Origin of the sequence: Sphingopyxis sp., from assembly GCF_019459305.1 — a bacterium.
Lineage (GTDB): Bacteria > Pseudomonadota > Alphaproteobacteria > Sphingomonadales > Sphingomonadaceae > Sphingopyxis.
On the sequence record NZ_JAIBES010000008.1, the window covers coordinates 20,404 to 44,117 of the forward strand.

22 protein-coding genes and 1 pseudogene are annotated in these 23,714 nt (G+C 61.9%); 16 read left to right on the plus strand and 7 right to left on the minus strand.

The annotated features are described in order from the left end of the window. Positions 1–150 precede the first annotated feature (150 nt). From K0M74_RS00575 to K0M74_RS00585, 3 genes are all read right to left on the minus strand, one after another. The gene (locus K0M74_RS00575) at positions 151–594 is read right to left on the minus strand and encodes a hypothetical protein (RefSeq protein WP_293966888.1); all 444 of its coding nucleotides are present in this window, start codon (positions 592–594) and stop codon (positions 151–153) included. Between the two features lie 152 nt (positions 595–746). Then, entirely contained in the window at positions 747–1,166 is a 420-nt protein-coding gene (locus K0M74_RS00580) for a hypothetical protein (protein ID WP_293966890.1), read from the minus strand. Positions 1,167–1,288: 122 nt separating this feature from the next. Continuing rightward, entirely contained in the window at positions 1,289–8,317 is a 7,029-nt protein-coding gene (locus K0M74_RS00585) for an autotransporter outer membrane beta-barrel domain-containing protein (RefSeq protein WP_293966892.1), read from the minus strand. Positions 8,318–8,752: 435 nt separating this feature from the next. Between K0M74_RS00585 and K0M74_RS00590 the strand changes: the two genes are divergently transcribed. From K0M74_RS00590 to K0M74_RS00600, 3 genes are all read left to right on the plus strand, one after another. Then, a complete protein-coding gene (locus K0M74_RS00590) occupies positions 8,753–9,160 on the plus strand; it encodes a hypothetical protein (protein ID WP_293966894.1) in 408 nt (135 codons plus the stop codon). A gap of 97 nt (positions 9,161–9,257) precedes the next feature. Then, a complete protein-coding gene (locus K0M74_RS00595) occupies positions 9,258–10,334 on the plus strand; it encodes a histidine kinase (protein WP_293966895.1) in 1,077 nt (358 codons plus the stop codon). A gap of 7 nt (positions 10,335–10,341) precedes the next feature. Next, complete coding sequence (locus K0M74_RS00600; protein ID WP_293966897.1) at positions 10,342–11,094, plus strand: LytTR family DNA-binding domain-containing protein; 753 nt, start codon at positions 10,342–10,344, stop codon at positions 11,092–11,094. Positions 11,095–11,137: 43 nt separating this feature from the next. On the opposite strand, the gene K0M74_RS00605 is transcribed toward K0M74_RS00600, so the two are convergent. From K0M74_RS00605 to K0M74_RS00615, 3 genes and pseudogenes are all read right to left on the minus strand, one after another. Beyond that, entirely contained in the window at positions 11,138–11,776 is a 639-nt protein-coding gene (locus K0M74_RS00605) for a DUF1579 family protein (protein ID WP_293966899.1), read from the minus strand. A 489-nt stretch (positions 11,777–12,265) separates the two neighbouring features. Next, positions 12,266–13,060 (minus strand): LytTR family DNA-binding domain-containing protein, encoded by a 795-nt coding sequence (locus tag K0M74_RS00610; RefSeq protein ID WP_366932615.1) that lies wholly within the window; start codon positions 13,058–13,060, stop codon positions 12,266–12,268. Positions 13,061–13,786: 726 nt separating this feature from the next. Next, positions 13,787–14,415 (minus strand): annotated as a pseudogene (locus tag K0M74_RS00615) (tyrosine-type recombinase/integrase). Positions 14,416–14,575: 160 nt separating this feature from the next. Between K0M74_RS00615 and K0M74_RS00620 the strand changes: the two are divergent. From K0M74_RS00620 to K0M74_RS00675, 12 genes are all read left to right on the plus strand, one after another. Further along, complete coding sequence (locus K0M74_RS00620; RefSeq protein ID WP_293966901.1) at positions 14,576–15,505, plus strand: LysR family transcriptional regulator; 930 nt, start codon at positions 14,576–14,578, stop codon at positions 15,503–15,505. Positions 15,506–15,655: 150 nt separating this feature from the next. Next, positions 15,656–16,366: an SDR family NAD(P)-dependent oxidoreductase gene (locus tag K0M74_RS00625; protein ID WP_293966903.1), complete on the plus strand. Its 711-nt coding sequence runs from the start codon at positions 15,656–15,658 to the stop codon at positions 16,364–16,366. 25 nt (positions 16,367–16,391) lie between these two features. After that, positions 16,392–16,628 (plus strand): 4-oxalocrotonate tautomerase family protein, encoded by a 237-nt coding sequence (locus K0M74_RS00630; RefSeq protein WP_293966905.1) that lies wholly within the window; start codon positions 16,392–16,394, stop codon positions 16,626–16,628. Between the two features lie 140 nt (positions 16,629–16,768). Further along, entirely contained in the window at positions 16,769–17,671 is a 903-nt protein-coding gene (locus K0M74_RS00635) for a LysR family transcriptional regulator (protein ID WP_293966907.1), read from the plus strand. Between the two features lie 137 nt (positions 17,672–17,808). Next, a complete protein-coding gene (locus K0M74_RS00640; protein ID WP_293966908.1) occupies positions 17,809–18,603 on the plus strand; it encodes an SDR family oxidoreductase in 795 nt (264 codons plus the stop codon). Between the two features lie 27 nt (positions 18,604–18,630). Then, positions 18,631–19,041 carry an organic hydroperoxide resistance protein gene (locus tag K0M74_RS00645; RefSeq protein ID WP_293966910.1) on the plus strand — a complete coding sequence of 137 codons (411 nt, stop codon included), beginning with the start codon at positions 18,631–18,633 and terminating at the stop codon, positions 19,039–19,041. 84 nt (positions 19,042–19,125) lie between these two features. After that, positions 19,126–19,356, plus strand: coding sequence for a DUF2798 domain-containing protein (locus tag K0M74_RS00650; RefSeq protein ID WP_293966912.1), 231 nt, complete (start codon positions 19,126–19,128; stop codon positions 19,354–19,356). A 1-nt stretch (position 19,357) separates the two neighbouring features. Further along, positions 19,358–19,795: a cupin domain-containing protein gene (locus K0M74_RS00655; protein ID WP_293966914.1), complete on the plus strand. Its 438-nt coding sequence runs from the start codon at positions 19,358–19,360 to the stop codon at positions 19,793–19,795. Beyond that, a complete protein-coding gene (locus K0M74_RS00660) occupies positions 19,792–20,259 on the plus strand; it encodes a DUF6130 family protein (RefSeq protein ID WP_293966915.1) in 468 nt (155 codons plus the stop codon). Before K0M74_RS00655 ends, K0M74_RS00660 begins: the two co-directional genes overlap by 4 nt. Before the next feature lie 142 nt (positions 20,260–20,401). Then, complete coding sequence (locus K0M74_RS00665; RefSeq protein ID WP_293966917.1) at positions 20,402–20,968, plus strand: SRPBCC domain-containing protein; 567 nt, start codon at positions 20,402–20,404, stop codon at positions 20,966–20,968. A 219-nt stretch (positions 20,969–21,187) separates the two neighbouring features. Further along, positions 21,188–22,138 (plus strand): alpha/beta hydrolase, encoded by a 951-nt coding sequence (locus K0M74_RS00670; protein WP_293966919.1) that lies wholly within the window; start codon positions 21,188–21,190, stop codon positions 22,136–22,138. A gap of 216 nt (positions 22,139–22,354) precedes the next feature. Further along, positions 22,355–22,879, plus strand: coding sequence for a phage integrase N-terminal SAM-like domain-containing protein (locus tag K0M74_RS00675; RefSeq protein ID WP_293966921.1), 525 nt, complete (start codon positions 22,355–22,357; stop codon positions 22,877–22,879). On the opposite strand, the gene K0M74_RS00680 is transcribed toward K0M74_RS00675, so the two are convergent. Further along, entirely contained in the window at positions 22,784–23,158 is a 375-nt protein-coding gene (locus K0M74_RS00680) for an EAL domain-containing protein (protein ID WP_366932617.1), read from the minus strand. The genes K0M74_RS00675 and K0M74_RS00680 overlap by 96 nt on opposite strands. A gap of 133 nt (positions 23,159–23,291) precedes the next feature. On the opposite strand from K0M74_RS00680, the gene K0M74_RS00685 reads away from it, so the two are divergent. Then, entirely contained in the window at positions 23,292–23,708 is a 417-nt protein-coding gene (locus tag K0M74_RS00685; protein ID WP_293966923.1) for a hypothetical protein, read from the plus strand. Positions 23,709–23,714 lie beyond the last annotated feature (6 nt).

Here is a 23,714-nt window from a genome sequence, read left to right on the forward strand (position 1 = left end):
CAGAACATCCTCGCTCTGGGTTGCGGCGGGGCGGCCTTTACCCCCAATGGTCGCCCCACCCCCTCGCCGCACCATGCGAGGGGGGGAATACGGCAGGCGCTTCGTCAGAGGGACCACTGAGCAATATTAGACACGAGCGCCGAAGCCGCGTTATTGCGACGCGGTGTGCGGCGCGCTGCTGGCGCTGGCGGCACATTTGTCGGCGTGAAGGGTCCCGACATGCTGCATCCGCTGCGCCATGACGGTCTGCTGTTCGATCACCGGCTGGAGCGCACTCATCATCGCCGCAGCGCGCTCGCCGTTCCCCATGTCCGGAGAGGTCGCCGCACCCATTCCCATGCTGATCAAACCGCCCGCGCCGGGGATCAGCGTGCTGGCCAGACCCGAGAGCGCCTGTTTCGCAAGATTGCCAGCCGACTGCTTCGCCAGCATACCGGTGGTCTGCTGCTTGGCGATCGTTTCAACCTTCTTCGTCATGCCGAGCAGCTCGCCCTCAAGCGCGCTCATCTCTGTTCGCAACTGATCGCACGTCAGCGCTTGGTCGCCGGGCTTGGCGCCATCGCTGGAGGTGGCGTCGGCATCTTGCCAAGCCATTGCGGGCGCTACTGCGGTCAACGCCACAGCGGCAAGAATCGACATTGTTGCAGTTCTGAACATCATTCTCTTCCTCATATTCTCTCGGTGATTGGCACCGGGGCGTGGGAAACGGGGGCGAAGGGTTTCGCGGAATGCGGGCTTCGGCACGCTTAACGTCCACCCCCGGCGCAGCGCCGCTGATAAAGGCCGTGCAGATAATCCATGCGGTCGAGCGCGAAATCGAACTGCGTCTGGAGCGGCGCATAAGCCCGCTTGAGATCTTCGCTGGCGCTTTTGAGATGCGCCATCGATCCGGCGCCTGAGACGACCTTCGAGATAGGTGCCGGCACCTGCAACATCACCGAAAGAAGACCCACGGCGTGCATGGCGGCCGCGATCGCTTCGGTTTCCGCGCTAGGGTTCACCTCGACCTTATTCATGGCGTCCTGAAGCACATCAAGCTCGTCGTTCCTGAATTTTACTTCCGAAAGGATGTTCGGGCAGGTGAGCGCGGCGTCGGTGGGAAACGCCACCTGGATTTGCGGCACCGCGCCCTGCGCTACCCCGGTTGCCGACGCGATCGCGACCAACGCGAAAGCCGCGTGTCCGGCGAATTTGGCAAGGGACACTAGGCGAAGCATGAGGCGATCCTTTGCTCTTTGGGATTGGTATGCAGGCGGGATGGCCCGGGCCATCCCGCCAGCCGGCCTGTTCAGAAAAGGATCGAAGCGCCGATTGCGACCGACGAACGCTTCGTGTTGCTGAATTCGCCGGTATAACCGACGCGGACTTGGACATTCTCGCTCAGGCGTGCGCCGACACCAAGGCCGAGGCGGCCAACGGTCTTGTCACGCTCGACACCGTTCACGATAATCGGTGCACCGGGCGCGCCGTCAAAACGGCCGGTGACGAGAATGTCGGCATTGTTGAGCATCTGGCGAACGCCAACCTCTGCGTAAGGCATCAACGTTGCGCCACCCAACTCGACCGTGCCCGAGAACACCACGCCGGCGTCGGCGAGCCACGCGCTGTTGTGATCGCCGGCCACGGCCAGATCAAACGCGTCCGCACCTTGCTCGACGACAGCACCGCGGGTGGTGCTGATATACGAGAGGCCGAGCTTCGGCGTCATGGTGAGGTCACCGATCTGGGCCGAATAGTCGACGCTGACGTCCGCAACCCAGCTTTTCAGACCATAGTCACTCTGTGCCTGGGTGCGCGACGCCATCAGGTTGCGGCGCGTCTCGGCGTCGAGGTCGCTATACGAGACCATGGCATGGACCCGGAGGTTGCCGATCGCGGCATCGGCGAAGACGCCGCCGAGGAAGCCCTCGGCCTTGGTCGTCGCGTCGAGGCCGACGAGCCGCTGATCGGTGTCGCTGCGCCCGATGAACGCGCCTACGCGCGCCTGACCGTCCGCCATGCCGTAACCGACCCCGCCCAACATACCGTTGGTTCGCAGGTCGGCTCGGCTGGTGCCGGTATCCGCCTGACCGCGGATGTCGCTGCCGCCGGTCAGCCCGTGTGCGAAGCCGTAGAGGCCGTTGGCCTTGGGCGCCGTCAGCTGGAACGTGCGACCGACGTCGATCAGCTGGAGTCCGTTCTCCATGCTCGTCTGCATCGCCGAGCCATAGGCTTCGGGCGTCAGTTGCGCGAAGGCACGCTGGTTGATCGTTCCGTCGGCGGCCGTAAGCGCATTGAGCGCCGCGGTATAGGCCTGCACCCCATAGCTGGCGCGCAGCACCTGGTTCGAATAAGCGACGCTGGCCTGAACATTGGTCGGGAAAGCGCTGCTGTTGTTGAACTCGCTGCGGATCTGGATGCGGTTGCCGTTCTGAACCACGAAGCCGAACACCGTCGCCGACTTGTTGATCGTTGTGAAGCGGCCATTGATCGCGTCCGCGACGACGATGTCGAGCACCGCGCCCGGCAAATTGCCAAGCGCCCCGGTGATGTCCATCGTCGCACCCGCATCGATGGTCAGCGTGCCGTTGATATTAAGCAAGTCGGTGCCGCCGGTCGGCGTCAGTTCGATCAGCAAGTTCGAGCCAGAGCGCATCGTGACGTCGCCATCGACCGTCATCGTTCCCGGCGAAGCGCCCGGCGAGAGCGTGCCGAACACGTTGATATCGCCATTGACGATCCCGGCCGACCCAAAGATTCCGCCCTGGGTCACGGTGATCAGGTCGGCGGTCAGGATCGATCCTGCCTGACCGATCAGGCGGCCGCCGATGGTGACGTTATCCCACTCCGAGGTGCCGGTGAGGCTGACCACGCCGCGATTCACACCGAGATTTTCGAAGCTGTCGAACAGGTTGCCCGCGAGCACGAACGGCGCAGCATAGGTGGCGTCGGTATCGAACACCACGGTATCGCTGCCGTCGCCGCCCTGAACCGAACCGCTGATACCGGTGAGCGAGTTGATCACAAGACGATCATCGCCGGCGCCAAGATCGACGTTGCCCGCGATGCTGCCAAACACTTCAAGCGTATCGGCATTGGCGCCGCCAGTGACGTCGGCGGTCAGGGTATTGCCCGCATCGACGCGCGCCGTTCCGCCGTCGAGCCCGACGCCGCCCGTGAAGGTCGCGTCGCGATCGATGCGCAGCAGGCCATTGCCCGACGCTTCGAGACGTTCGAAGTTCGTCGCCTGAACCAGGCTGAGCAGGCGTGCAAACTGCGGCCCCTGGACGAGCGCCAGCGTGTCGTTGCCGGCGCCGCCGTCGATCGTTCCGCTGACTTCTGCACCATCGCGGATGGTGAAGCGGTTGTCGGCGCCGTCGAACACGATGCCGTCGGCGACGCCGAGCTGCGAATTGGAGCCCAGTTCCAGATTGCCGCCATTCACCGCGAGACTGTCAAAGCTATAAGAGCCACCCGTCAGCGCCAGCGTGCCGACGCCGTTTGAGATCAGGTTTTCGAAGTTGCGGATCTGGGCCGTAACCACGGTGCGCTGGTCAGCGGCGCCGGTCTCGATTTCGAGAAGGTCGTCGCCCGCGCCGCCATCGACGAAGCCCTGCAACGTCGCGCCCGCGGTCAACGCGAGTTCGTTGTCGGTGTCGCCCTCGAACGTGATCGACTGATCAGCGCCGATCGCGACCGTGACCGTCAACCGCACGCCGTCGGCGGCGGTGACGCGAACGGTTTCAAACTCGTTCATGCCGCCGATCTGCGAATCGCCACCCAACGTCAGGTTGAGGCGGTCGTTATCTGCGCTGCCATCGGCATTCTCACCGCCGACCAAGTTGCCCGACAACGTGCCGTCGAGGTTTAGGTTGAGCGTGTCGTCGCCGCCGCCCAGATCGACGCCGCCGGTCAGGGTCGATCCGATCGTCACTTCCTGTGCGCTGTCGTCGCCGATGATCGTGCCGATCGAGCCGCCGAGATCTTCGGTGATCGAGAGGTTGGCGCCTTCGAGCAGCTCGAAATTCTCGTACCGCTGTCCTGCCGCAAGCGCGATTTCCAGCGTTCCGGCGCCATAGACGCCGATTGAGTTGAAGTTGGCGACATTGCCCGGGATCGATCCGTCCAGCCCGCCGAGGCGGAAGATGAACGTATTGTCGCCCGTACCGCCGTCGATCGTGCCGGTGACAACGCCGCCGTCGCGAGCGATATAGCGGTCATCGCCCGCGCCGAGATCGACATTGCCTTCGATCCGGCCGCGGTTGTCGACGGTGTCGTTGCCGCCGCCGAGCGCCACATTGCCCTGGACCGTGCCCTGAACATTCAGCGTGTCATCGCTGGCCGCCGCCGTCGGATCGGCCACGTCGCGGCCAATGACATCGGCCGTCAGCGTGCTGCCTGCATCGACGACGAGGTTTCCGCCTTCCAGCACGACTTCATCGAAAGCCGCCAGATTCTGATCGATGTGGAACTCGCCCACGCCAAGCACCGCCATCTGTTCAAAGCCGGTCAGCGTCGACAAACCAAAGGCGCTGAGGCGACTGATTTGTCCGCCCGCCTGTTGGAAGGCCAGCACGTCGCGGTCGCCGGCGCTCTCGCCGGCATCGACTGCGCCCGTGATCCGCGAGCCCGCGCTCAGCGTCAGTCGATCGTCGAACGCGTCGGTGAAAGTCACGTTCGCGGTCAGATGCGTATCGGTCCCGAGTTCGAGATTGCCGCCCTCGAGGACATTGACCCCGTTCGCGAAGCTGTAATCGCCACCGGCGAGCGCCAGCGTACCGTCGCCTTCGACGTCGAGCGTTTCAAAGCCGTTGATCTGCGCGGAAATCAGCGTGCGGCTGTCGGGTGCGTCGGTTGCGACCGTTATCCGGTCGATGCCCGCGCCGCCATTGACAGTGCCCCCAAAATCGGCACCCGATGCGACCACCAAGTGATTGTCGCCGGCGCCGAAGTTGAGCGTCTGGCCCGTGGCAAAGTCGCCGTCGAGGATCAAATCGGCAGTGCCGTCGACGTTGATCGTTTCGAAACCAGAAGCGCCGCTGCCAAACGTCGTGGTGCCGATGATGTTGAGGTTGAGCACATCATTGTCGAGGCCGTCGGCATCTTCACCGCCGTCGAGCACGCTGCTGAGCACGCCTTGGAACCCGTTCATCGTCAACGTGTCGCTGCCGCCGCCGAGCGAAACGCCGCCGGTCAGATTGCCGTTGATCGTCACATTCTGGTCGGTGTCATCGCCGGTGATGCGGCCCACCGTCACGCCGTCGGCAATGGTGAGGTCAAGATCGGCGCCGTTGATCAGCGAGATCGCGTCATAGCTCTGCCCGAGCCCGAGCGTCAGGCGGTGGTCGCCCGACACCTGGATCGTTTCGAAATTGACGGCATTGTTGACGATAGCGGGGACCGCATTCATGTCCTGCGTCAGTTCGAAGCCGATGATGTCGTTGTCGAGACCATTGGCGTCTTCGCCGCCGTCGACGATCCCGCCGATCGTGCTGCCGCTGCCGAGCAGTAGCGTGTCGTTGCCGGTGCCGAGTTCCAGATCGCCGCCGATACCGCCGCTGTTGCCCATTTCCACGCGGTCGTTGCCGCCGCCGAGCCGGACCGAGTCGTTGATCGTGCCGTCGACGATCAACCGCTCGACTTCGTCCGAGCCGTCGAAGGTGCGATCGCCAGTCGTCCGCACGGTTTCACCCGCTCGCACGCGCAGGGCGACGCCGCGGATATCGAGCGACACGGTGTCGAACGAACCGAGGATATTGACGATCCCGCTGCCCTCGACCTCGCGAAAGATATTCTCGAACCCGCTGTGCTGCGCCGCGCTGATCGTCTGTTCGGCGACCGAAAGATCGACCGCGATCGTGTCTTCATCGCCCAGCCCGCCGGCGACGTTGCCGGTGATCGTGCCGCCCGCCAGGAACACGGTGTCGTCGCCGTTGCCGAGCCGCAAGTCACCCTCAAGCCGCGAGGTGCCGCGCGCCTCGAACCGGTCATTTTCCGAACCGAGATCGACATTGCCCTGAATCAGGCCCGCGCCCTCGTTGACGATCAGGTCGCGTGTGCCATCGGTATGGATCGCACTGGCGACGGTGCCGGTGAAGAATGTGTTGCCGGCCGCGCGCAACGCCGTGCCAGTCGTATCGGCGCCGCTTCCGATGACGCGGCCACTGTTCGTGAAGGTGAAGTTCGAAATGCCGACACCGTCGGCCGCCACCGCCACCGAACGCGCCTGCGTCGCCGAAATGACGCCGTTCGCTCCATTGGTGATGTTCGCCGAGCCTCCGCTGTTCAGGTTCACGGCCATGCCCGCGCTGAGCGCCACGTTCCCGGCGTTTTCAACGCCAGCCCCCGTCGACTCGATCGTGCCTGTATTCGTCAAAGTCGCCTGCGGAGCGGTGAGCCCCAAACCGGCGCTACTTGCTCCAAGGCCACGCAGAACGCCCGAATTGGTCGCCGTCAGCGCCGCGCCGCGAAACGCCAATCCGAAATCGCGCCCTTCGAACAAGCCGCTGTTGTCGACGTTGCCCTGGCCGCGCTGACCCAACATAATCTCGGCGCCCGACTCCCCACCGACGATCTGTCCAGAATTGGTGAAGTTGAGGTTGCCGGGAAGGGTCGTGGAGTCACCTTCGACCTCCAAATACAATCCGTCCCCGCCCACGCTGCGGATCGTGCCGCTGTTATCGAAGACGAACGCCTCGGGCTTGGCGTCCGCTTGAATTTGAACCGCTTCGTTAAATTGCGTAGCGATTAACGTGCCGTGGTTTGTGAATGACGCGAGACCGTCGCCGTCCGAATGGAATGCTTTGTTATCAACGCTCACCACCGCTCCGGTATCGTTGATGAAATCAAGCCCGGTCGCCGAATCGTGGATGACAATCCCGATTTCGTTTCCAAGCGTGATGTCCGCCTGGTTCACGACGGTGCCATTGCCGAGCACGGTCAGACCGTTCGCCAGAACCTCGTCGCTGGTGAAGGTCGCGGTCACGTCGGCGCCGAAGGCTTCGATGCCATGGCGTTCGAAACCGATCGTCTGCGCCGTCCCCAGGACATTCGACGCGGTATAGGTGCCGCTGGCCGACAGCGAGCGCCCATAGGCGTCATGGTCGCCGACGCCGCCGTCGATCTGGCCAGTGACCGTGCCGCCAGCAGTCAGGAAAACGTCTGCGGCTCTGGCTTCTGTGTTGAAAATCGTGCTGCCGCCCAGCGTGACGTCGCCGTTGATCGTTCCGGCGTTGACGACGACGTCAACGCCGTCGCCGCCTTCATAGGCGATAGTATAGCCGAGGTTGTCGCCATTGGTGTTGGTGATGATGCCTTGGACGGTGCCATTCGCATTGTTGCGCAAAGTCGACGGCCCGTTCACGCTGCGCGAGGTTATCGCGGCGTAGGTTTCGGCCTGACCGACCGCCTTGTCGCTTTGAATCAAGCCGTCGTTGATGATCGTCCCGCCGCGGCCTTCGACCACCACGGCATTACCGTGCATCGCAATGCGGCCAAAGCTGGTGGCGCTGGTGCGCGCATTGTGGAACGTGCCTTCGCCGGTCACTAACACACCCGTCGCGACTTCGTCGGGCGTCGTTCCGGGACCCCCGACGTCGCCCTGTTCGACAATATTGCCGTAATTAGTAACGCGCCCGTCGCGAGACAGCCAGACGAGGGTGGCATCCTGGACGTCAAGCGACGTGCTGTCCTTTGCCCGCAGCTCGGACAATGCGTCGATCGTGACCTCTTGATCCGTTGTATAAAGTGCAACGCCGCGACGAACATCGATTCGCGCGCCGATCATGTTGAATATGCCGGCGCCTGTTACATCGACGTGAACATCCGCATCATTTCCGTTGATCGAACCGCGAAGATTCAGCGTCAACCGACCCTGTTCGCCGTAAACGTCGCGCGCGGTGCTGCCTTGCTCGACAAGGATCGCAGCCGTAGAGCCAGTGGGCGCATTCGATGCGTTCAGGTTAATCGTGCCGTTGCCCCCAAGGCGCAGCGTCTGGTCATATGTCGTCCCGTCGGCGACATTCAAGGTCAGCTCGGAATCTGCGCCATAAGCCTCATAAACAAGCCCGCCGTTGAAACCTGCGACCGACACATCATCCGCAAGCAGCGTGCGCGTTCGCGTTCCTGACGAGGCGAGCCAGAGGGTGTCGACGCCTCCCGCTACCCCTCCTATCCCCGTAGAGATCGAACCGACGTCGATCTGTCCGGCGTCATTCACGCGGTCGATGTCGACGATCAGTCGGTCGGAGGCCGCCGTCATTTCGATCGCCGTTGTGGGGTCGCGGTCTTCGCGCGCATGGATAAAGACTGCACTGTTGTCCTGTGCGTGCGCTATCATAGGAAGAGCGATCGAAAGCGTTGCCGCGCCGGCAAGAAATGCTGTCCGCCGACGCGACAGGCCACCCTTGTTCGCCGAACGGGAAGAGCTGGGGGCGGATACGAATTTCATGGTGAACATCCTCAAAAAATCTCTGTCGCGCTGGAAGCGGTCGCGTGAAGCCATGGGAAAGGGCGCCGCCAAGGCGCACCGAATCCCGGCCGCCGCGTCGCATTTCAGTGCCTTGGCCGGGACCCATCTGCGACCAATGCCGCAGGTTTCGTCGACGAATGAGGAGGATAGCGACGGTCGGCGCTGGCGGCGGCAGACACGCTTGCGAATCGCCGCCGCGCGTTCGTCGCGCCAACCGGGCCTCTTTGTCTCGCAAGCGTGGCGAGACGCATCAAGGCGGCATGAGGGCGGCAGTAACGTCCCCGCCGATACAAGGGCCAGCTGGTGTCTTCTTATGATTCTTCGCCAACAATCCTCGACAGCGCGTCCGCGCTCGAACTTGCCGCCCTCGCTTCGCTAAACGCGCGCGGACTGGTTGTCCGCGAACGCGACAACGCAGAGCGCAACGCCGCGCCCTATGTGACGCGGTCTGTTCGCGAAGAATGCGGTTGCGGCCTGTCGGACGATCATCACGAACTGACCCTGTCGATTCACGTCCGCGGGCTCGACCGCAAACTCAAAGAGGTGATGAGACTGGCCGATGACGCGGAACGCGCCGCCCTGACCGTCGGAACGCATCTTGCGGACTGGCAAATCCTCCAAATTTCGGTGGAACGGACCCGCATCCTGCGGCATAAAGGCGAATGGACGGGATGCCTCAGCTTCCGCGCGATGCTGACGAGGAAGGACTGAGCCGGTGTTTTTGGATAAACCCAGCGCGCGGCGGATCCAGACGCGCGGGCGCGGGCGGTCTTCGCATCAACGCAGATCCGCAAAACGCACGTTCGACGTGTTTCCGCAACCGAAGCTGGCGCTGCAACTATCGCTCGTGCTCTGGCTGGCGCTGCTGTCGTTCGTCGCGCCGACGGCGATCCTGACCGGGCAGGTGCAGTCGTTCGGAGAATATCTCAGCCTGTTCACGGGCCTCTTCACCGCCCTGGCAATCGCTTATGGCCTGTATCTCTGCTTCACGGCGGTTTCCGGAAAATCATTGTGGCTGGCCTATGCGGCTATCCTGTTCGCCATCCTCGCGGCCGCTTTTTTGCAGACCGCAGCGGATTATGGCGGCCAGTTCCTGTTGCACGCGCTGCTCCCCGATATGGTCATGCCCCAGACCACGCCATCCATCATCGGTCGGACGGCGCTGGTTTACTGGTGCCTTTATGCCTGCAACGCGGCGCTGTTCTGGCTGTCGTTCGTCAAGGGCCATGCCGAGAAGGAAAAGGCCATGCGCACCGAGGCAGAGCTGTCGATGCTCCGGCTGCAATTGAACCCGCATTTCATACTCAATACGCTCGGCAGCCTATCCGACCTGATCACCACGGCGGAAAACAAGGAAGCCGCGGCGATCACCGACAAGCTTGCGGATTTCCTGCGCTCTTCGTTGCAGATATCGGGCAGCCCGCTGATCCCGCTGAGCGACGAATTGTTCGCGGTTGAATCCTATATCGGCGTCGAGGAAATCCGGTTTCGCGATCGTCTCGACCTGACGATTGCCTGCCCCGCCGAGCTCGACGAGGCGCTCGTCCCGAACTTCATAATGCAGCCGCTCGTCGAAAATGTCCTGAAGCACGCCACGGCATTGTCGGGCGAGCGGCTGCACATCGAGATCATGTGCCGCGCCGTCGGGCAAAGGTTGCACGTGCAGGTCCGCAATAATTTTGCGGAAGGCGCCCGGATGGCGACATCGAAAGGGTTGGGTATCGGTCTGGCCAATTGCCGCGCCCGGCTCGAACTGTTGTTCGGAGCCGGGGCAATAATGCGCACCGAAGCCCATGCCGGGCAGTTTCAGGTGACGCTGGAAATGCCGCTGACCTTTGATTCGACCGATGCCGGAAGCCGGCATCCCATCCCGCTGGTCGGATAGTGCGAAGATGAAACCGTTGCGCCTTTTTCTTGTCGACGACGAACAGTCCGCGATCCGCCGACTGACGCGCACGCTGGAGGGTGTCGAGGATGTCGAGATCGTCGGCATGGCGCATGATGGCGAAGACGCGTTCGAGAAACTGTGTGCCGCCGATGCCGACGTGATCTTCGTCGATATCGAGATGCCGCGGCTGAACGGCGTCGAACTTGCGCGTCGCCTCCGGCAATGCTCGACCGCGCAGATCATTTTTGTGACGGCGCTCAGCGAGTGGGCGGTCGAAGCGTTCGAACTGGAGGCCGCCGACTATATCCTGAAGCCGGTCCAGCAAGACCGGATCGCCGAAGCACTCTCGCGCGCCCGCCGGCGGATGGACACAGAGGCCGTGCGCGAGAAGCGGGCGACAAGTCCCCTGCCCGGTGTCGACGACGAGAAGCAGGCGTTCTGGGTACCCAAAGGCAATAGTAAGGTGCGCGTCTTCGTCGACGACATCGTCCGGATCGAGGCCAGCAAAGACTATGCGCTGATCTATACGTCGAACAACACGTTCATCCTGCGCGCGACGATGAAGCAACTGTCCGAACGTTTCGATGGCACTGGTCTGATCCGCGTCCACCGATCAGCATTCCTGAATCTGAAACTCGTGCTTAAGGCGGAATATGCCGGACGGCGGCTCACCAAGCTCCACACCGAGGACGGTGCGGTCGTCGAGGTTTCGACGCGATATTCGCGTCATGTCGAAGATCTGATCGGCGCCCGCTGACCCGACGGGCGCCAATCAGTCGCACCCGCGAACGCCACTCCGCCTATCCCGCGCGCTTGGTAAATTTCATAAAGATCAGCTTGTTGAAAACACCCGTGCTCGCATCCATCAGATCCATCTGGAACGTCCGCGACGTGCCCGCGAAACGCTCCGTGATCCGCAACCGCGTCGTCACACCGTCGGGTTGCAGCGTGTCCGCTTCCCAATGGATAGTTTTCGACGCATGATCAAAATAGCCGATGTCATGGCGAACGAGATAATGGTCGCCGTCCATCCAGATTCCAGAATAGCGATTGTGGTAGGCATCCCACCCCCATAGGCCGGTCCCTTCGTAGCTGCCGTCGGTATAGCGAAAATCGTTGAGCATGTAGCGGCCTTTGGAAACCAGGCGATTCGTCTGAATCCCGGTTTTGCGGACGGGCTGCTTTTCATGCTCGCCGACATAGAGTTCGACATCGGCATCCCAGACGCCGACTTCTTGCAGTAAAGGTTCCAGAACGTCGTCTGGCGTGTTGCCAGGAAATATCGAATTATACTTCCTCTGGCGGTCCTTCAAAACCCGTGCCTTTGCTTCGGCCGAGGGTTCAGGTGGCAAGAATGCCAACGCTTGCGAATGTCGATCGCCTCCGATCGAAACATATCCCGCGACGACAAAAGCAATGATCAAACGTTTCCTGAACATTTTATACAATCCCCCAAGACTCATTATTTTGGCCGAGTGATAGTCGCTCCCTTGAATGGGAGCGCGCGCGTTCGACCATTTTGGGGATTGCTGCGACGAGCGCAGCGCGTGGAGGCCAGTTGTGCGAATTGGCGGCGCCGGTCCTCCTTTCCGAACTTGTCGAATAATTCGGATAATCAGCCTATCGATCGAACCGATATCCGTTTCCGTTCTGAGTGGATCATTTAATATTATCCGCCTGGTGGCCTGCCGCTGGTTCGATGTACACCGAGAACCTGCGCCCAATGAAGCTCATCGCCGACGATCCCTTTCTCTGCCTGCTGAGAGGCCAACCAATATGCCCATCCTAGATGCAGACCTCGTCATCACGCGATTTTCATGCTGCCGAGCTGACCGCGACGCAGTTCTGCCGCTCTTCATTGCTCGTGCCTCGGGGGTACCAATCTTGAATGTTAGTCCCGCCATTCAGAAAAATATCGCAAATGATCATCAGAGAGGTGGCAGCAGGTTTCCTAACGGCAGTCGAGCAGCTCGAGAGCGCAAAGCCCCTGAGTATGTTCTACCCACCGGAACCACTAGCCCGTTCCTCAATTTGAGGAGAGTCCGGTGCTCCGACCTGATGACCTCACAAATAGCATCGTGAGCCACCCACCAGCTCCTGTGTACCTGGAGACCCAAGTCAGGTTCAATCGCCGCAACGGCATCTGATAGACGCATTAAAACAAGATCCGACCCAAGGGCCGTGTGAACCCGCAGATAGTGGTCCTCCGCCTCGAGTCCGACAATATCTTCGCCCAAGCGGTTCGGCAGGCGCGAAAGCAAAGCGCGCGGAAATGGGCCTGACGAGTACCGACATGGCTCCGCTAGCGGTAGTGACGGTACACTTGACTTCCGCAGTAGCGTGAAAACAATTGCGAGCTGGACGGCAGCGACAGCGGCGAACAACGCTGGGAGCTGAATCGGTTGGTAAACGTGACCGGGCCGGACGAGTGGGATCACCCAGGCTGCAACAAACGTCAACGGCAACGCGGAGGCAAACGCCGCCGCACCAAGACGCAGCTCAGGACGCGAGATGGACGTTGCGGGAACGAGTTTCTTCGCCACGACCGCCGCAGCGTAACCCAAGAACACCATGCCAATCCAGAATGCATACCGGACCGGCGCACTGAGTGCTGGATAAGAACTGAAGGGCGCCGCAAAGCCAAGCAGCACGCCCATGCCGAGAATAAGCGCGGCACGCCTTGCTAAGGGCCACGCTGGTAGTTCGCGCATCGTGAATGGCATCCGCCCGGCATCTCCGAAGCGCCAAAAGCTACTCGCGAAAATCCGACTTGTCTAGGTGAGCAGCGGGCGAGCAACGGCCACATGCGGCAGGTGCCGCGAAAACCAGAGGACTTATCATGAAACGCTTGCATGCTATTCTAATTCTTTCCGCGGCACTTGCCGTGTCGGTACCCCTGCGGGCAGAGCCCGCTCCGCCTTCGCTCACGTTGTGTGAGGCCGCACGTTACCTTCCGGCAGGGAAGGCACCCGACCTCCAGGGCCAATGGGATTTCCTGATGCAGGTCGGCGCAGCCCCCTCACCAGGTCTTTTGGCTCTGGGCCATATCGATGGAGCCTACGCGGGATCGCTCACGCCTTATCGAACAAACACTCTCGCCGTTCGCCGCCTCACGCTCGACGGCGGGGCCGTGAATATGTCGGTCGCGTCGCGGGAAGGTGAGGTGCGGTTCGAAGGCCATCTAATAGGCGGGCCGGACACCATGTGTGGGAAGGTTTTGTATCATGGAGGGCAAGTGGTCCAGATGGTGGCCGTCCGCCGGCCCACAAGCTATGTGCCGCGATAGGCAGGCAAGTTTGTCACGACGGCGACCGTATGAGACCCGCCGCCGTCGGAAGCGGCCTGCACTGGCCGCTAAATGACTGACAGCTTTTGGCGGCCAAATAAAGAGAGCGGACGTTCCGCAGCAGTCCGGAGCGCTCGCTCTCTAGGTTGTCGAGCATTGATCGTTAGACTTCGATGCCTTCCGCCAAAGTCAGGGCATCTTCCACATCAACGCCGAGGTATCGCACCGGTTTTCGATTTTGGTGTGGCCCAGAAGAATTTGTACGGCGCGCACATTCCCAGTCGCCTTGTAGATAATCGACGCCTTCGTTCTCCGGAGCGAATGTGTTCCACAGTCTTCGCTTCGTAGGCCGACCGCCGTGACCCACTCATCAACGAGACGCGCATATTGCCGCGTGCTCATATGGGCAGAGTGGTCGATGCGGCTGGGGAACGCATAGTCCTCGGTCGATCCGCCCCGACGCTCGAGCCACGCCAGGAGGCACCCGCGCGCGTCCGACATGATTTCGAATTGAACTGGTCGGCCCGTCTTCTGCTGAATTACGATTGCCCGCGTTCGCAACTCTCCGCCCGTCACTAGACCGCCGATCTTGATTTTCACCAGATCGCAGCCCCGCAGTTTGCTATCGATTGCAAGATCAAACAGCGCCCGGTCTCGAAGTCGGTGCTCGCGATCGAGGTGAAAGCGAATGGCCCAGATCTGTCGCGGCTTTAGCGGGCGCTTTGTTCCAACCTTTTTGCCGGAATTCCACGCCGGACGTGCTACCGGATAGTCAAATTCTGACCTTCCCATGATCGTTCTCCTGAGGCCAACATGGCCGAGGAAGAAACGCTTCAAATTCTTAGGTCGCAGGCATTTTCCTGCCTTGGTCTGGCACGCTGGATGGCCAACGCTCGACCAATGCGCGCGCCGCATGTAGCATCAACCTTTCAAAGCTGTTTCCGGATGGGCGATGGACCGCATCGATGCGATGAAGATTTTTGTGACGGCGGTCGACGAGGGCAGCCTCGCGGGCGCAGCGCGTCGCCTCCGCCGTTCGCCGACCGCGATCAGCCGCGCGATCGCATCACTCGAGGCTCATGTGGGCGCGGAACTGCTCCACCGCACGACTCGCAGCATCCGCTTAAGCGACACAGGCCAGCACTATGCGGCATCGTGCCGCCGCATTCTTGCCGAGCTGGAGGAGGCCGACCTGCTCGCCGGGGGCGAGCGTGCGGCACCGCGCGGGCTGCTGACGCTCACCGCGCCGCCGATCAGCGGTGAGGAAATATTGCGCCCCATCCTCGATGAGTTCCTCGATGCCTATCCGCTGGTCACGGCGCGCCTTCTTCTGGTGGACCGGTCGGTCAACCTGATCGACGAAGGGGTCGATATCGCGCTCCGGGTTGCCGAACTGCCCGATTCGTCGCTGCTCGCGACGCGGGTTGGCGACGGCGTACGACGGGTCATCGTCGCGGCGCCGCATTATCTGGCACAGCACCCGCCGATCGAAGCGCCGGGCGATATCGTCGGGCACCAGATCATTTCGCTGACTCATTTCGGGCTGGAATCCTGGGCCTTCTCCGCGACCGGCAAATCCGGCGCCGCGCGGACCGTTCACTTCGCGCCCCGTCTCATCGTCAACAGCGTGCGCGCAGCGGTGGCGTCAGCGGTGGCGGGTGGCGGATTGACGCGCGTCTATTCCTATCATGTCGCGCACGAAGTGAAGGCGGGGCGGCTGCAGGTCGTGCTCGCCGACGCCGAACCGCCGGTCCAGCCGGCGCACCTGCTAACGCCCGCCGGGCGCCGGGCAGTGCCAAAGGTCCGTGCCTTCATCGATTTTGCAGCGCCGCGGCTGCGTGCCGCGTTCAACCGGTTGGCTCTCGACGCGAGCAAGCTCTAAGCCATTATGCCGTTAGTCGGCAGGATGTCTATCAATATAGCTGGATTATCGCATAAACCGACCTGCCCTAGATAGGTCCTGTCGACGCGAAATGCGCCGGCCGGACCAATGAAATTTGGCCCGCGATCATTCAAAGGAAGGTCAAATATCATGAGCAACGGAAAGAAAGTCGTCGTCATCACCGGCGCATCGCAGGGGATCGGCGCTGCCCTCGTCAGCGCCTATCTCGATCGCAACTATCGCGTCGTCGCAACGTCGCGCTCGATCCAGCCGTCGAACAATCCCGACGTCCTGACGATCGCCGGCGACATCGGCGATCCCGAAACCGGGCCGCGCGTGATCGCCGCAGCGATCGAAAAATTCGGGCGCGTCGACACGCTGGTCAACAACGCCGGCATCTTCCTCGCCGGTCCGTTTACCGATTACAGCACGCAGCAATATGCGGATGTCGTTTCGACCAACATCAACGGATTCTACTACATCACCCAGGCCGCCATTGAAGCGATGGAAAAGCTTGGCCGCGGCCATGTCGTCAGCATCACGACGAGCCTCGTCGACCATGCACTGTCGCAGGTACCGTCGGTGCTAGCTGCGCTGTCGAAGGGCGGTATCAACGCCGCGAGCAAAAGCCTCGCCATCGAATATGCGACGCGTGGTATCCGCGTGAATGCCGTATCGCCGGGTGTGATCAAGACGCCAATGCACAGCCCCGAAACCCATGATTTCCTGTCGGCGCTGCACCCCGTCGGCCGGATGGGCGATATTTCGGACATCGTCGAGGCCGTGCTGTATCTTGAAGGCGCCGGTTTCGTGACGGGCGAAATCCTGCATGTCGATGGCGGCCAGTCAGCCGGCCACTGATCCGGCGAGCGCGAGGAGACAGATCATGCCGATTGTAACCGTACAGGTCACCAAGGAAGGCACTGAAGCCGGTGTCGATCACGTAACCCCCGAGCAGAAAGCCGCGATCTACAAGGGTATGAGCCAGGTCCTTTTCGATGTGCTCAAAAAGCCCCCCGAATGGACCTGGGTCATCTTCCAGGAGATCGAGATGGAAGATTGGGGCTGGGGCGGAATGCCCGTCGCAGAATATCGCAGGAAGCTCGCTGGTCCCCCGGGCTGAGTTTCGTCAAGGATACCTCCAAACACCCGCCATCGATCGCCGATGGCGGGTGTTTGCTCGAGACGCCCACGGTAGGCGCTCGACGCTGTCACGGTCAGATAATTTCCGCTATCATCGTCCAAGGCGGGAGAAGGAAGCAGATGGATCGGCTCGATGCCATGCGGGTCATTCTGGCGGTCGTCGACGCGGGCAGCCTGTCCGCGGGGAGCCGCAAGCTGAATGCGCCGCTCCCCAGCGTCAGCCGCAAGGTCGCCGAGCTCGAACGGCATCTCGGCACCAATCTCCTCGTCCGCACCAGTCGCAACATCCAGCTCACTGATGCCGGGCGCGATTATGTCGAGGCCGCCCGGCGGATCATCGCCGACCTCGACGAGGCCGAACGGCGCGCATCGGGCGAATATAGCACCCCGCGCGGCGAACTGACGGTCACCATGCCGGTTGAATTTGGCGCGCGTCATGTGATGCCGATCGCGCTATCGTTCATGGCCGAATATCCGGAAGTCACTCTGAACCTCATCGCCTCCGACCGGCGCACCCATATGGTCGACGAACATATCGACGTCGCCATCCGCCTTGGCCATCTGGCCGACAGTGCGCTCTATGCGGTCAAGACAGGCGGCTTTCGCCTGATCACCTGTGCGAGCCCCGACTATCTCGAGCGGCGAGGCACACCGACCGATCCGCGCGAATTGTCCGCGCACGATGGCATCCTGTTCGGCACCCACCAAATGTTCTGGACCTACCGCATCGCCGGCGACGATATGATCTGCGCGCCGCGGACGCGAATTGCCGTCAACAGCGCCGCGGGCAATCTGGCGGCGGCGCTCGGCGGCGTCGGGATCGCGCGCCTCTTCGATTATCAGCTGTCGGGGCAGGTCCAGTCGGGCGCGCTCGTGCGTGTACTTCACGACGGCGACAGCGAGCCGCGCCCGGTGCATATCGTCTATCCGCGCCAAGGGCTGCTGCCGCTAAAGGTGCGCGCCTTTATCGACTGGGCGACGCCGCGGCTGCGCGCCGCATGCTCGGGTTTCGACTGCCCCTGACCCGACCCTTGCCGCGATTGAGAGGCTCGCTCTCGCTTTCGCCCGCTACCGGCATTTTCCCGCACGACTAAATCGTTCTGGTCCGTCCCGTCCATCACGGCCGGTCGGCGTCCATCCCTTGTTGGAAAGGAAGAACGATGAACGAAGCAAAGGGCACCGCCCTCATTACCGGAGCGTCGAGTGGAATTGGCGCGCTTTACGCCGATCGCCTGGCTCGCCAAGGCTATGACCTGATCCTTGTCGCACGCAACGCCACCAAACTCGAGCGCGTGGCACAAGCGATCCGCGAAGCCACCGGCCGCCAGATCGACACGCTGCCCGCCGACCTGGCGAAATCCGCCGATCTTCGTCTCGTCGAAGCCCGGCTCGCGAACGACCGCAGCATCACCTTGCTGGTCAACAATGCCGGCATCGGCTCGACCGCTCGCGCCCTTGACGCCGACGTCGACACGATGAGCGCGATGGTATCGCTCAATGTCGATGCGCTGATGCGCCTGACCTATGCGATCGTGCCTGCCTTCGTTGCGCGCGGCCGCGGCACGATCGTCAACATCGCGTCGATCGTCGCGGTCGCCCCCGAAGTGCTGAACGGCGTTTATGGCGGATCCAAAGCCTTCGTCCTCGCCTTCAGCCAGAACCTGCGTCACGAACTCGACGGTACCGGGGTCAATGTACAGGTCGTCCTGCCCGGCGCAACGGCAACCGACTTCTGGGACATCGCGGGCACGCCCGTCGAGCATCTTCCCGGCGAGATTGTCATGCGGGCCGACCAGCTCGTCGATGCCGCGCTGACCGGACTCGCGCGCGGCGAATTTGCGACCATCCCCAGTCTTCACGACGAATCCCGCTGGGCCGCCTTCGAGGCAGCCCGGCAGGCCATGGCGGGCGAATTGTCCACCAGCACCCCCGCGGCCCGATATCTGGCCGCTTGATCCCCGAAGCCTAGCAGGAGTAAAACCATGTCACAGAATATCGTCTATACTGGAAAGACCCATACCACCGGCGGCCGCGACGGCGCGTCGCGCAGTTCGGACGGCGAACTCGAAATCGCGCTGTCGCCGCCCGGATCGAACCGCACCGGGACCAACCCCGAACAGCTGTTCGCGGCCGGTTGGTCGGCCTGTTTCCTCGGCGCGATTGGCAAGGCTGCCAGCGAACACAAATTGCGGCTGCCTGCCAACGCCGCCATCGACGCCGAAGTCGATCTTGCGCTCGACGATGGGGGCTTTTCGCTGATCGCGCGCCTCAATGTCAGCCTGCCCGGCATCGATCGCGAAACCGCCGAAACGCTGACCGCCCGCGCGCATGAGATCTGCCCTTATTCGAAGGCGACGCGCGGCAATATCGCGGTCAACATCAACATCGTCTGACCCACCCCAAAACCGCCGCGCCTGTCGCGTGACATGGCGCGACGGTTTTTGCCGCCAAGCTGCGGATGAATAAGGACCTGGATCATGAACATCCAAATGAAACGGAAAATCGCCTTCGCCCTCCTGATGGGGGTCGTGACAACCGGGATTATTTCCTTCACCCTCCTCGCGCTCAATCTCGGTTTTGCGACCGGCTTTGTCGGGACATGGCTGCGGTCCTGGGCGATCGCCTATGTCATCGTCATTCCCGCGATCCTTCTGATCGGGCCGCGTTTGCAGGCCCGGATCGACCGGGTCATCGGCAAGGAGGCTTAAGGTGAAGCACGCAGTCTCAAATTTATTTGCCGTCATCCTTTTGACGACTGGCGCGGCATCTGCTGCAACTCCCACGCCCGCAGGCGTCACGCGCACCGACCTGCAGCGGCACGACCTGTCGATCGCGGGCCGCGAAACCGTCCAGGCGCGCATCGATATTGCCCCGGGAGCGGTGGCACCATGGCATCGCCATCCCGGCGAGGAGGTTATCTACATCATTGAGGGAACGCTCGAATATCAACTCGAGGGTCAACCGCCAGTCACCGTCACTGCCGGCCAGGTTCTTTTCGTGCCCGCGGGCGTCGCGCATATGGCCCGCAATCGCACCGCCAGCAACGGCGCCGAACTTGCGACCTATATCGTCGAAAAAGGCAAGCCGCTGCTCGTTCCTGTGGTGGTATCAACAAGCGAAACCGGAACGCAGGAGAAATCGCGATGATCCGCGCGATGCTCTTTGCCGTACTCGGTTCGATCTTGGCCACCACCGCAGCGGCGCAAACGACCGATGCCGGGCGCGAAGCTTCGCAATTCGTGCCGATAATCAATGAACCGCCTGCCGAGCTGTTCGTCGATCCGCCGCTTGCTGGTCCGCTTACACGGGGAGCGGTCATCATTCCCTACCGGACGAACCATTTTCGGATTCTGCCGATCTTTGGGGCAAGCGCCGTCGATGTCTCACCCCGTGCAGGCCATCTTCACGTCAGCGTTGACGATCTGCCTTGGCGATGGGCTGATGCCGGTGACAACGGCGCCGTCGTCGTGAACGGACTTCCTGCAGGCCCCCATAAAATAACGATCGAGCTGGCGACGCCCGAGCACAAAATTCTGACTGGCAGATCCGTGTCCTTCATCGTCCCAGACTTCACGAAAGCAACCGCGACTGGGCCGTCACACGATCACTGATGTGGGTTCTGGTCGGAAGCAGCCCGTATTTTGGCCGAACCATGCGACACCGGACATCCGATCGATATCGCGGCCGACCTCGCGTTGCCGGCCCTTAGCGCCCGCAGTTGCGCAAGCCGATCGGTGTGATAGACTGATGGTTGTGAACTGCTACGCCGCTTTTGCTGCCTTGGCTGTCGCGCTCGCTTCGCCGGGCGCCGCAGCCGAGCCTGTGCATGTTACCCTTCACCGCGAAACGGACAGATCGCAGACAATGGTCCACGAGGCCCTTGTAGACGGCGCGATCACCGACGTCTGGACAGCAATTTCGACGCCCGAAGGGTGGATGTCCTGGGCGGTGCCGCTGGCGTGGATATCTCCCGCGAACGCTGATGTGCTCGAGACGAGCTACAACAGTGCAGATCGACCAGGTGGCCCGAATACGATCCAGCAACGGTTTATCGCGCGGATCCCGGGTAGACTGCTGGTATTTCGTACGATCAAGGCCCCTGAAGGGTTTCCACATTGGGAAACCTATCGCGGCGTGACGAGCGTATTTGAGCTGGAGCCGGCGGGACGCCAGACTCGCGTCCGGCTGACGTCGCTTGGCTATCCCGATACCAACGCAGGAAACGCGCTGGTCGGCTTCTTCGAAAAGGGCAATGCCAAGACGTTGGAAAACCTCCAGCAGCGTTTCCTGGCCGGCCCGGTCGATTGGAATAAGCGCTGAAACATCGCGCAGCCGCACAAGATCACGAGGCGATATCTGGCCGCTTCCCGTCAGGCCGGTTTCGGTCGCAGATCACAAAATGCGGACGTTTCCCAGGGGACCTCAGCGAGACGATGTTGCGGCCACATTTCGAAATCTGAAGTATATTCATGCGTGCTGGAGCCCACCGCAGATTTGATGCAATCTGTTCCGGCAAACGCTTGCCCCGGAGGAATTCGCATGGACACCCGCCACCTCGTCGACCGTGAGATTGCGCCGTTGATCGACCTGTTTCCGCGCGTCGAACTTAATTCGGCGCCGATCGCCGATATTCGCGCCAAGGCGGCAGAGACCTATGCAATCCTGCCGCCACCGGCGATCGTGCCAGAAGAGTTCATCATCCCGTCGGTGCATGGCGGACCCGATATCGCCGTCTATCTCTTCCGCCCCGAAACGATCCGACCCGATGCCGGTGCGATCCTGCACATCCATGGCGGCGGTATGGTGATGGGGTCGGTCAAGCTGATGCAGGGAGGTCCAGCGATGCTGGCCGCCACTGTGGGCGTGCCCGTCGCCTCGGTCGAATACCGCCTTGCGCCCGAGCACCCCTTTCCAGCGCCGCAGCAGGATTGCCATTCGGCGTTGACGTGGCTCGCGGAGCAGGCGGGCAGCCTCGGTTTCGACGCAAGCCATATTGTTGTAGCGGGCGAAAGTGCGGGCGGCGGGCTAGCCGCAGCGCTCGCGATCATGGCGCGCGACCTCGGCGGGCCCGCGATCGCGGGACAGTTGCTCACCTATCCGATGCTCGACCACCGGACCGGCAGCGACAATTGCCCCTACTCCAATCCGGTAACGGGCGAGTTCATCTGGACGCGCGCCGCCAACCGATTCGGGTGGGCGGCGCTCAAGGGGGGATATGAACTCGACGATGAACGGCGCGGCTGGTTCTCGCCGAGCTGCGCCGACGACCTGTCGAACCTGCCACCCGCCTATATTGCGACTGGTAGCCTGGACCTCTTCTTCGACGAAAATCTCGACTATGCTCGCCGCCTCGTTGCGGCGGGGGTGCCCGTGGACCTCCACAGCTATGCTGGAGCAATCCATGCGTTTAACGCCATCCCCGACGCGGCGCTGTCGCAGCGCTTCAACGGTGGGGTAATGGCGGCGGCGGCCGTGATGACGCAGCCATAGCGGTTGAGTGGCCGGGCCCAGCAATGGCCGTTGCACGACCCGCTATCGCGGATTGGCGCTAGCCTCGACGTAAAGCCGTCCAGCGAGCGCCGCTCCTGATTGAACGTCCGCGGCCATAGGCAGACCCTTTCGACTCCTTCAACTGAGGAGTCGAACGATGAATGAGCTTATCCAGATTGGCCCGATCAGCCGCTACGTCAGCGCCTGCTCGACGACATGGCGATGCGGCGGTTCGGGCCAGAGACGCAGCGTAATTATCTGCGCGACGTCGGACGGTTCGCAACCTGGCTGCAGCGCTCTCCCCACACCGCGACCGCCGAGGATATCCGGCAGTTCCAGTTCGAGCAGCTCGAGGCGGGCGTACCGGCGCCCACGATGAACAGCATCGTTGGCGCGCTTAGGTTCTTCTTCACGCACACGCTCGACCGCCCCGATCTCGCGCGCAAGCTGATCCGCGCCAAGCAGGTTCGCAAGATCCCCGTCGTCCTGACCATGGCCGAGGTGAAACGGCTGCTCGATGCCACGCGCTGCCTCAACACCAGGATGCACTGTCGGTTGTCCTGCTGGAACAGGTGGGCGGCTTCGTGTGCGAAGAACCAGTCGAGCCACAAAGCGTTGTCCGAAGCCAGCCGGACACGGGCTCCCTCACCGTCGAAGTGCATGAAAATCTGGTTCGGCAAAGTGCCGCCCTGGCTCGAGATGCGGCCGTTCTTCTCCCGTTCGTCGTCCATCGACACATAAAGTTCCGGCTTGAAAGACAGCGGACCATATATCGAAGCGAAATACTTTATGGCCTGCGGAAGCGCTCGGTCTCCACACCCTCGGCAACGACCTGCAAATCCAAGCCCCGCCCGAAATCACAGCCTTCACGATCGAGCGCGCATGGGTGTTTTCGAGCATCTCAGCGATAAACGATGGATCGATCTTGACCTTGTCCAACGGGAACTGACGGAAGTAGCTGCAGCTCGAATAGCCTGTACCGAAATCGTCGAGAACGATCTGGACCCCGAGATCGCGGATTCGGTGGACGCCGCCATGTCAGAGTACCACCGACGTGCTGGCCCGACGTCTCTTGGTTACAGGGATGCGTTGAAACCTTGCAAACCCGACAAATAGCTCCATATACCATCCATGTGGATGGAGGATGGATGATATGAACGGGAATGTGCATCTGCTACGCCCAAAAGCCGACAGCGAAAAGATAACGATTAACCTCGGCTTCGTTGACCTCGGCAATATCGACCTGCTCGTTCGCGAAGGCTTTTACTCGAACAGGAGCGACTTGATCCGGACCGCGATCCGCAATCAAATCGAACGGCACGCGGAATCTACCCAACGGTCGCAAGTCCGCAGCGAGCTCGATCTCGGCATACGCCATTTTACGCGCGGCGATCTGGAACAAGCGGAGGCATCGGGCGCTCAGCTGGATATCAACGTCCTGGGGCTCGCATCGATCGCGGACGATGTTTCGGTGGAACTGGCATTAAGCGCCATCCGGTCGGTGACTGTCCTTGGAGCTTTTCACGCCAGCGCAGAAGTGAAAGCCGCACTTGCGGACCGCACTCGGTAGTCCGCC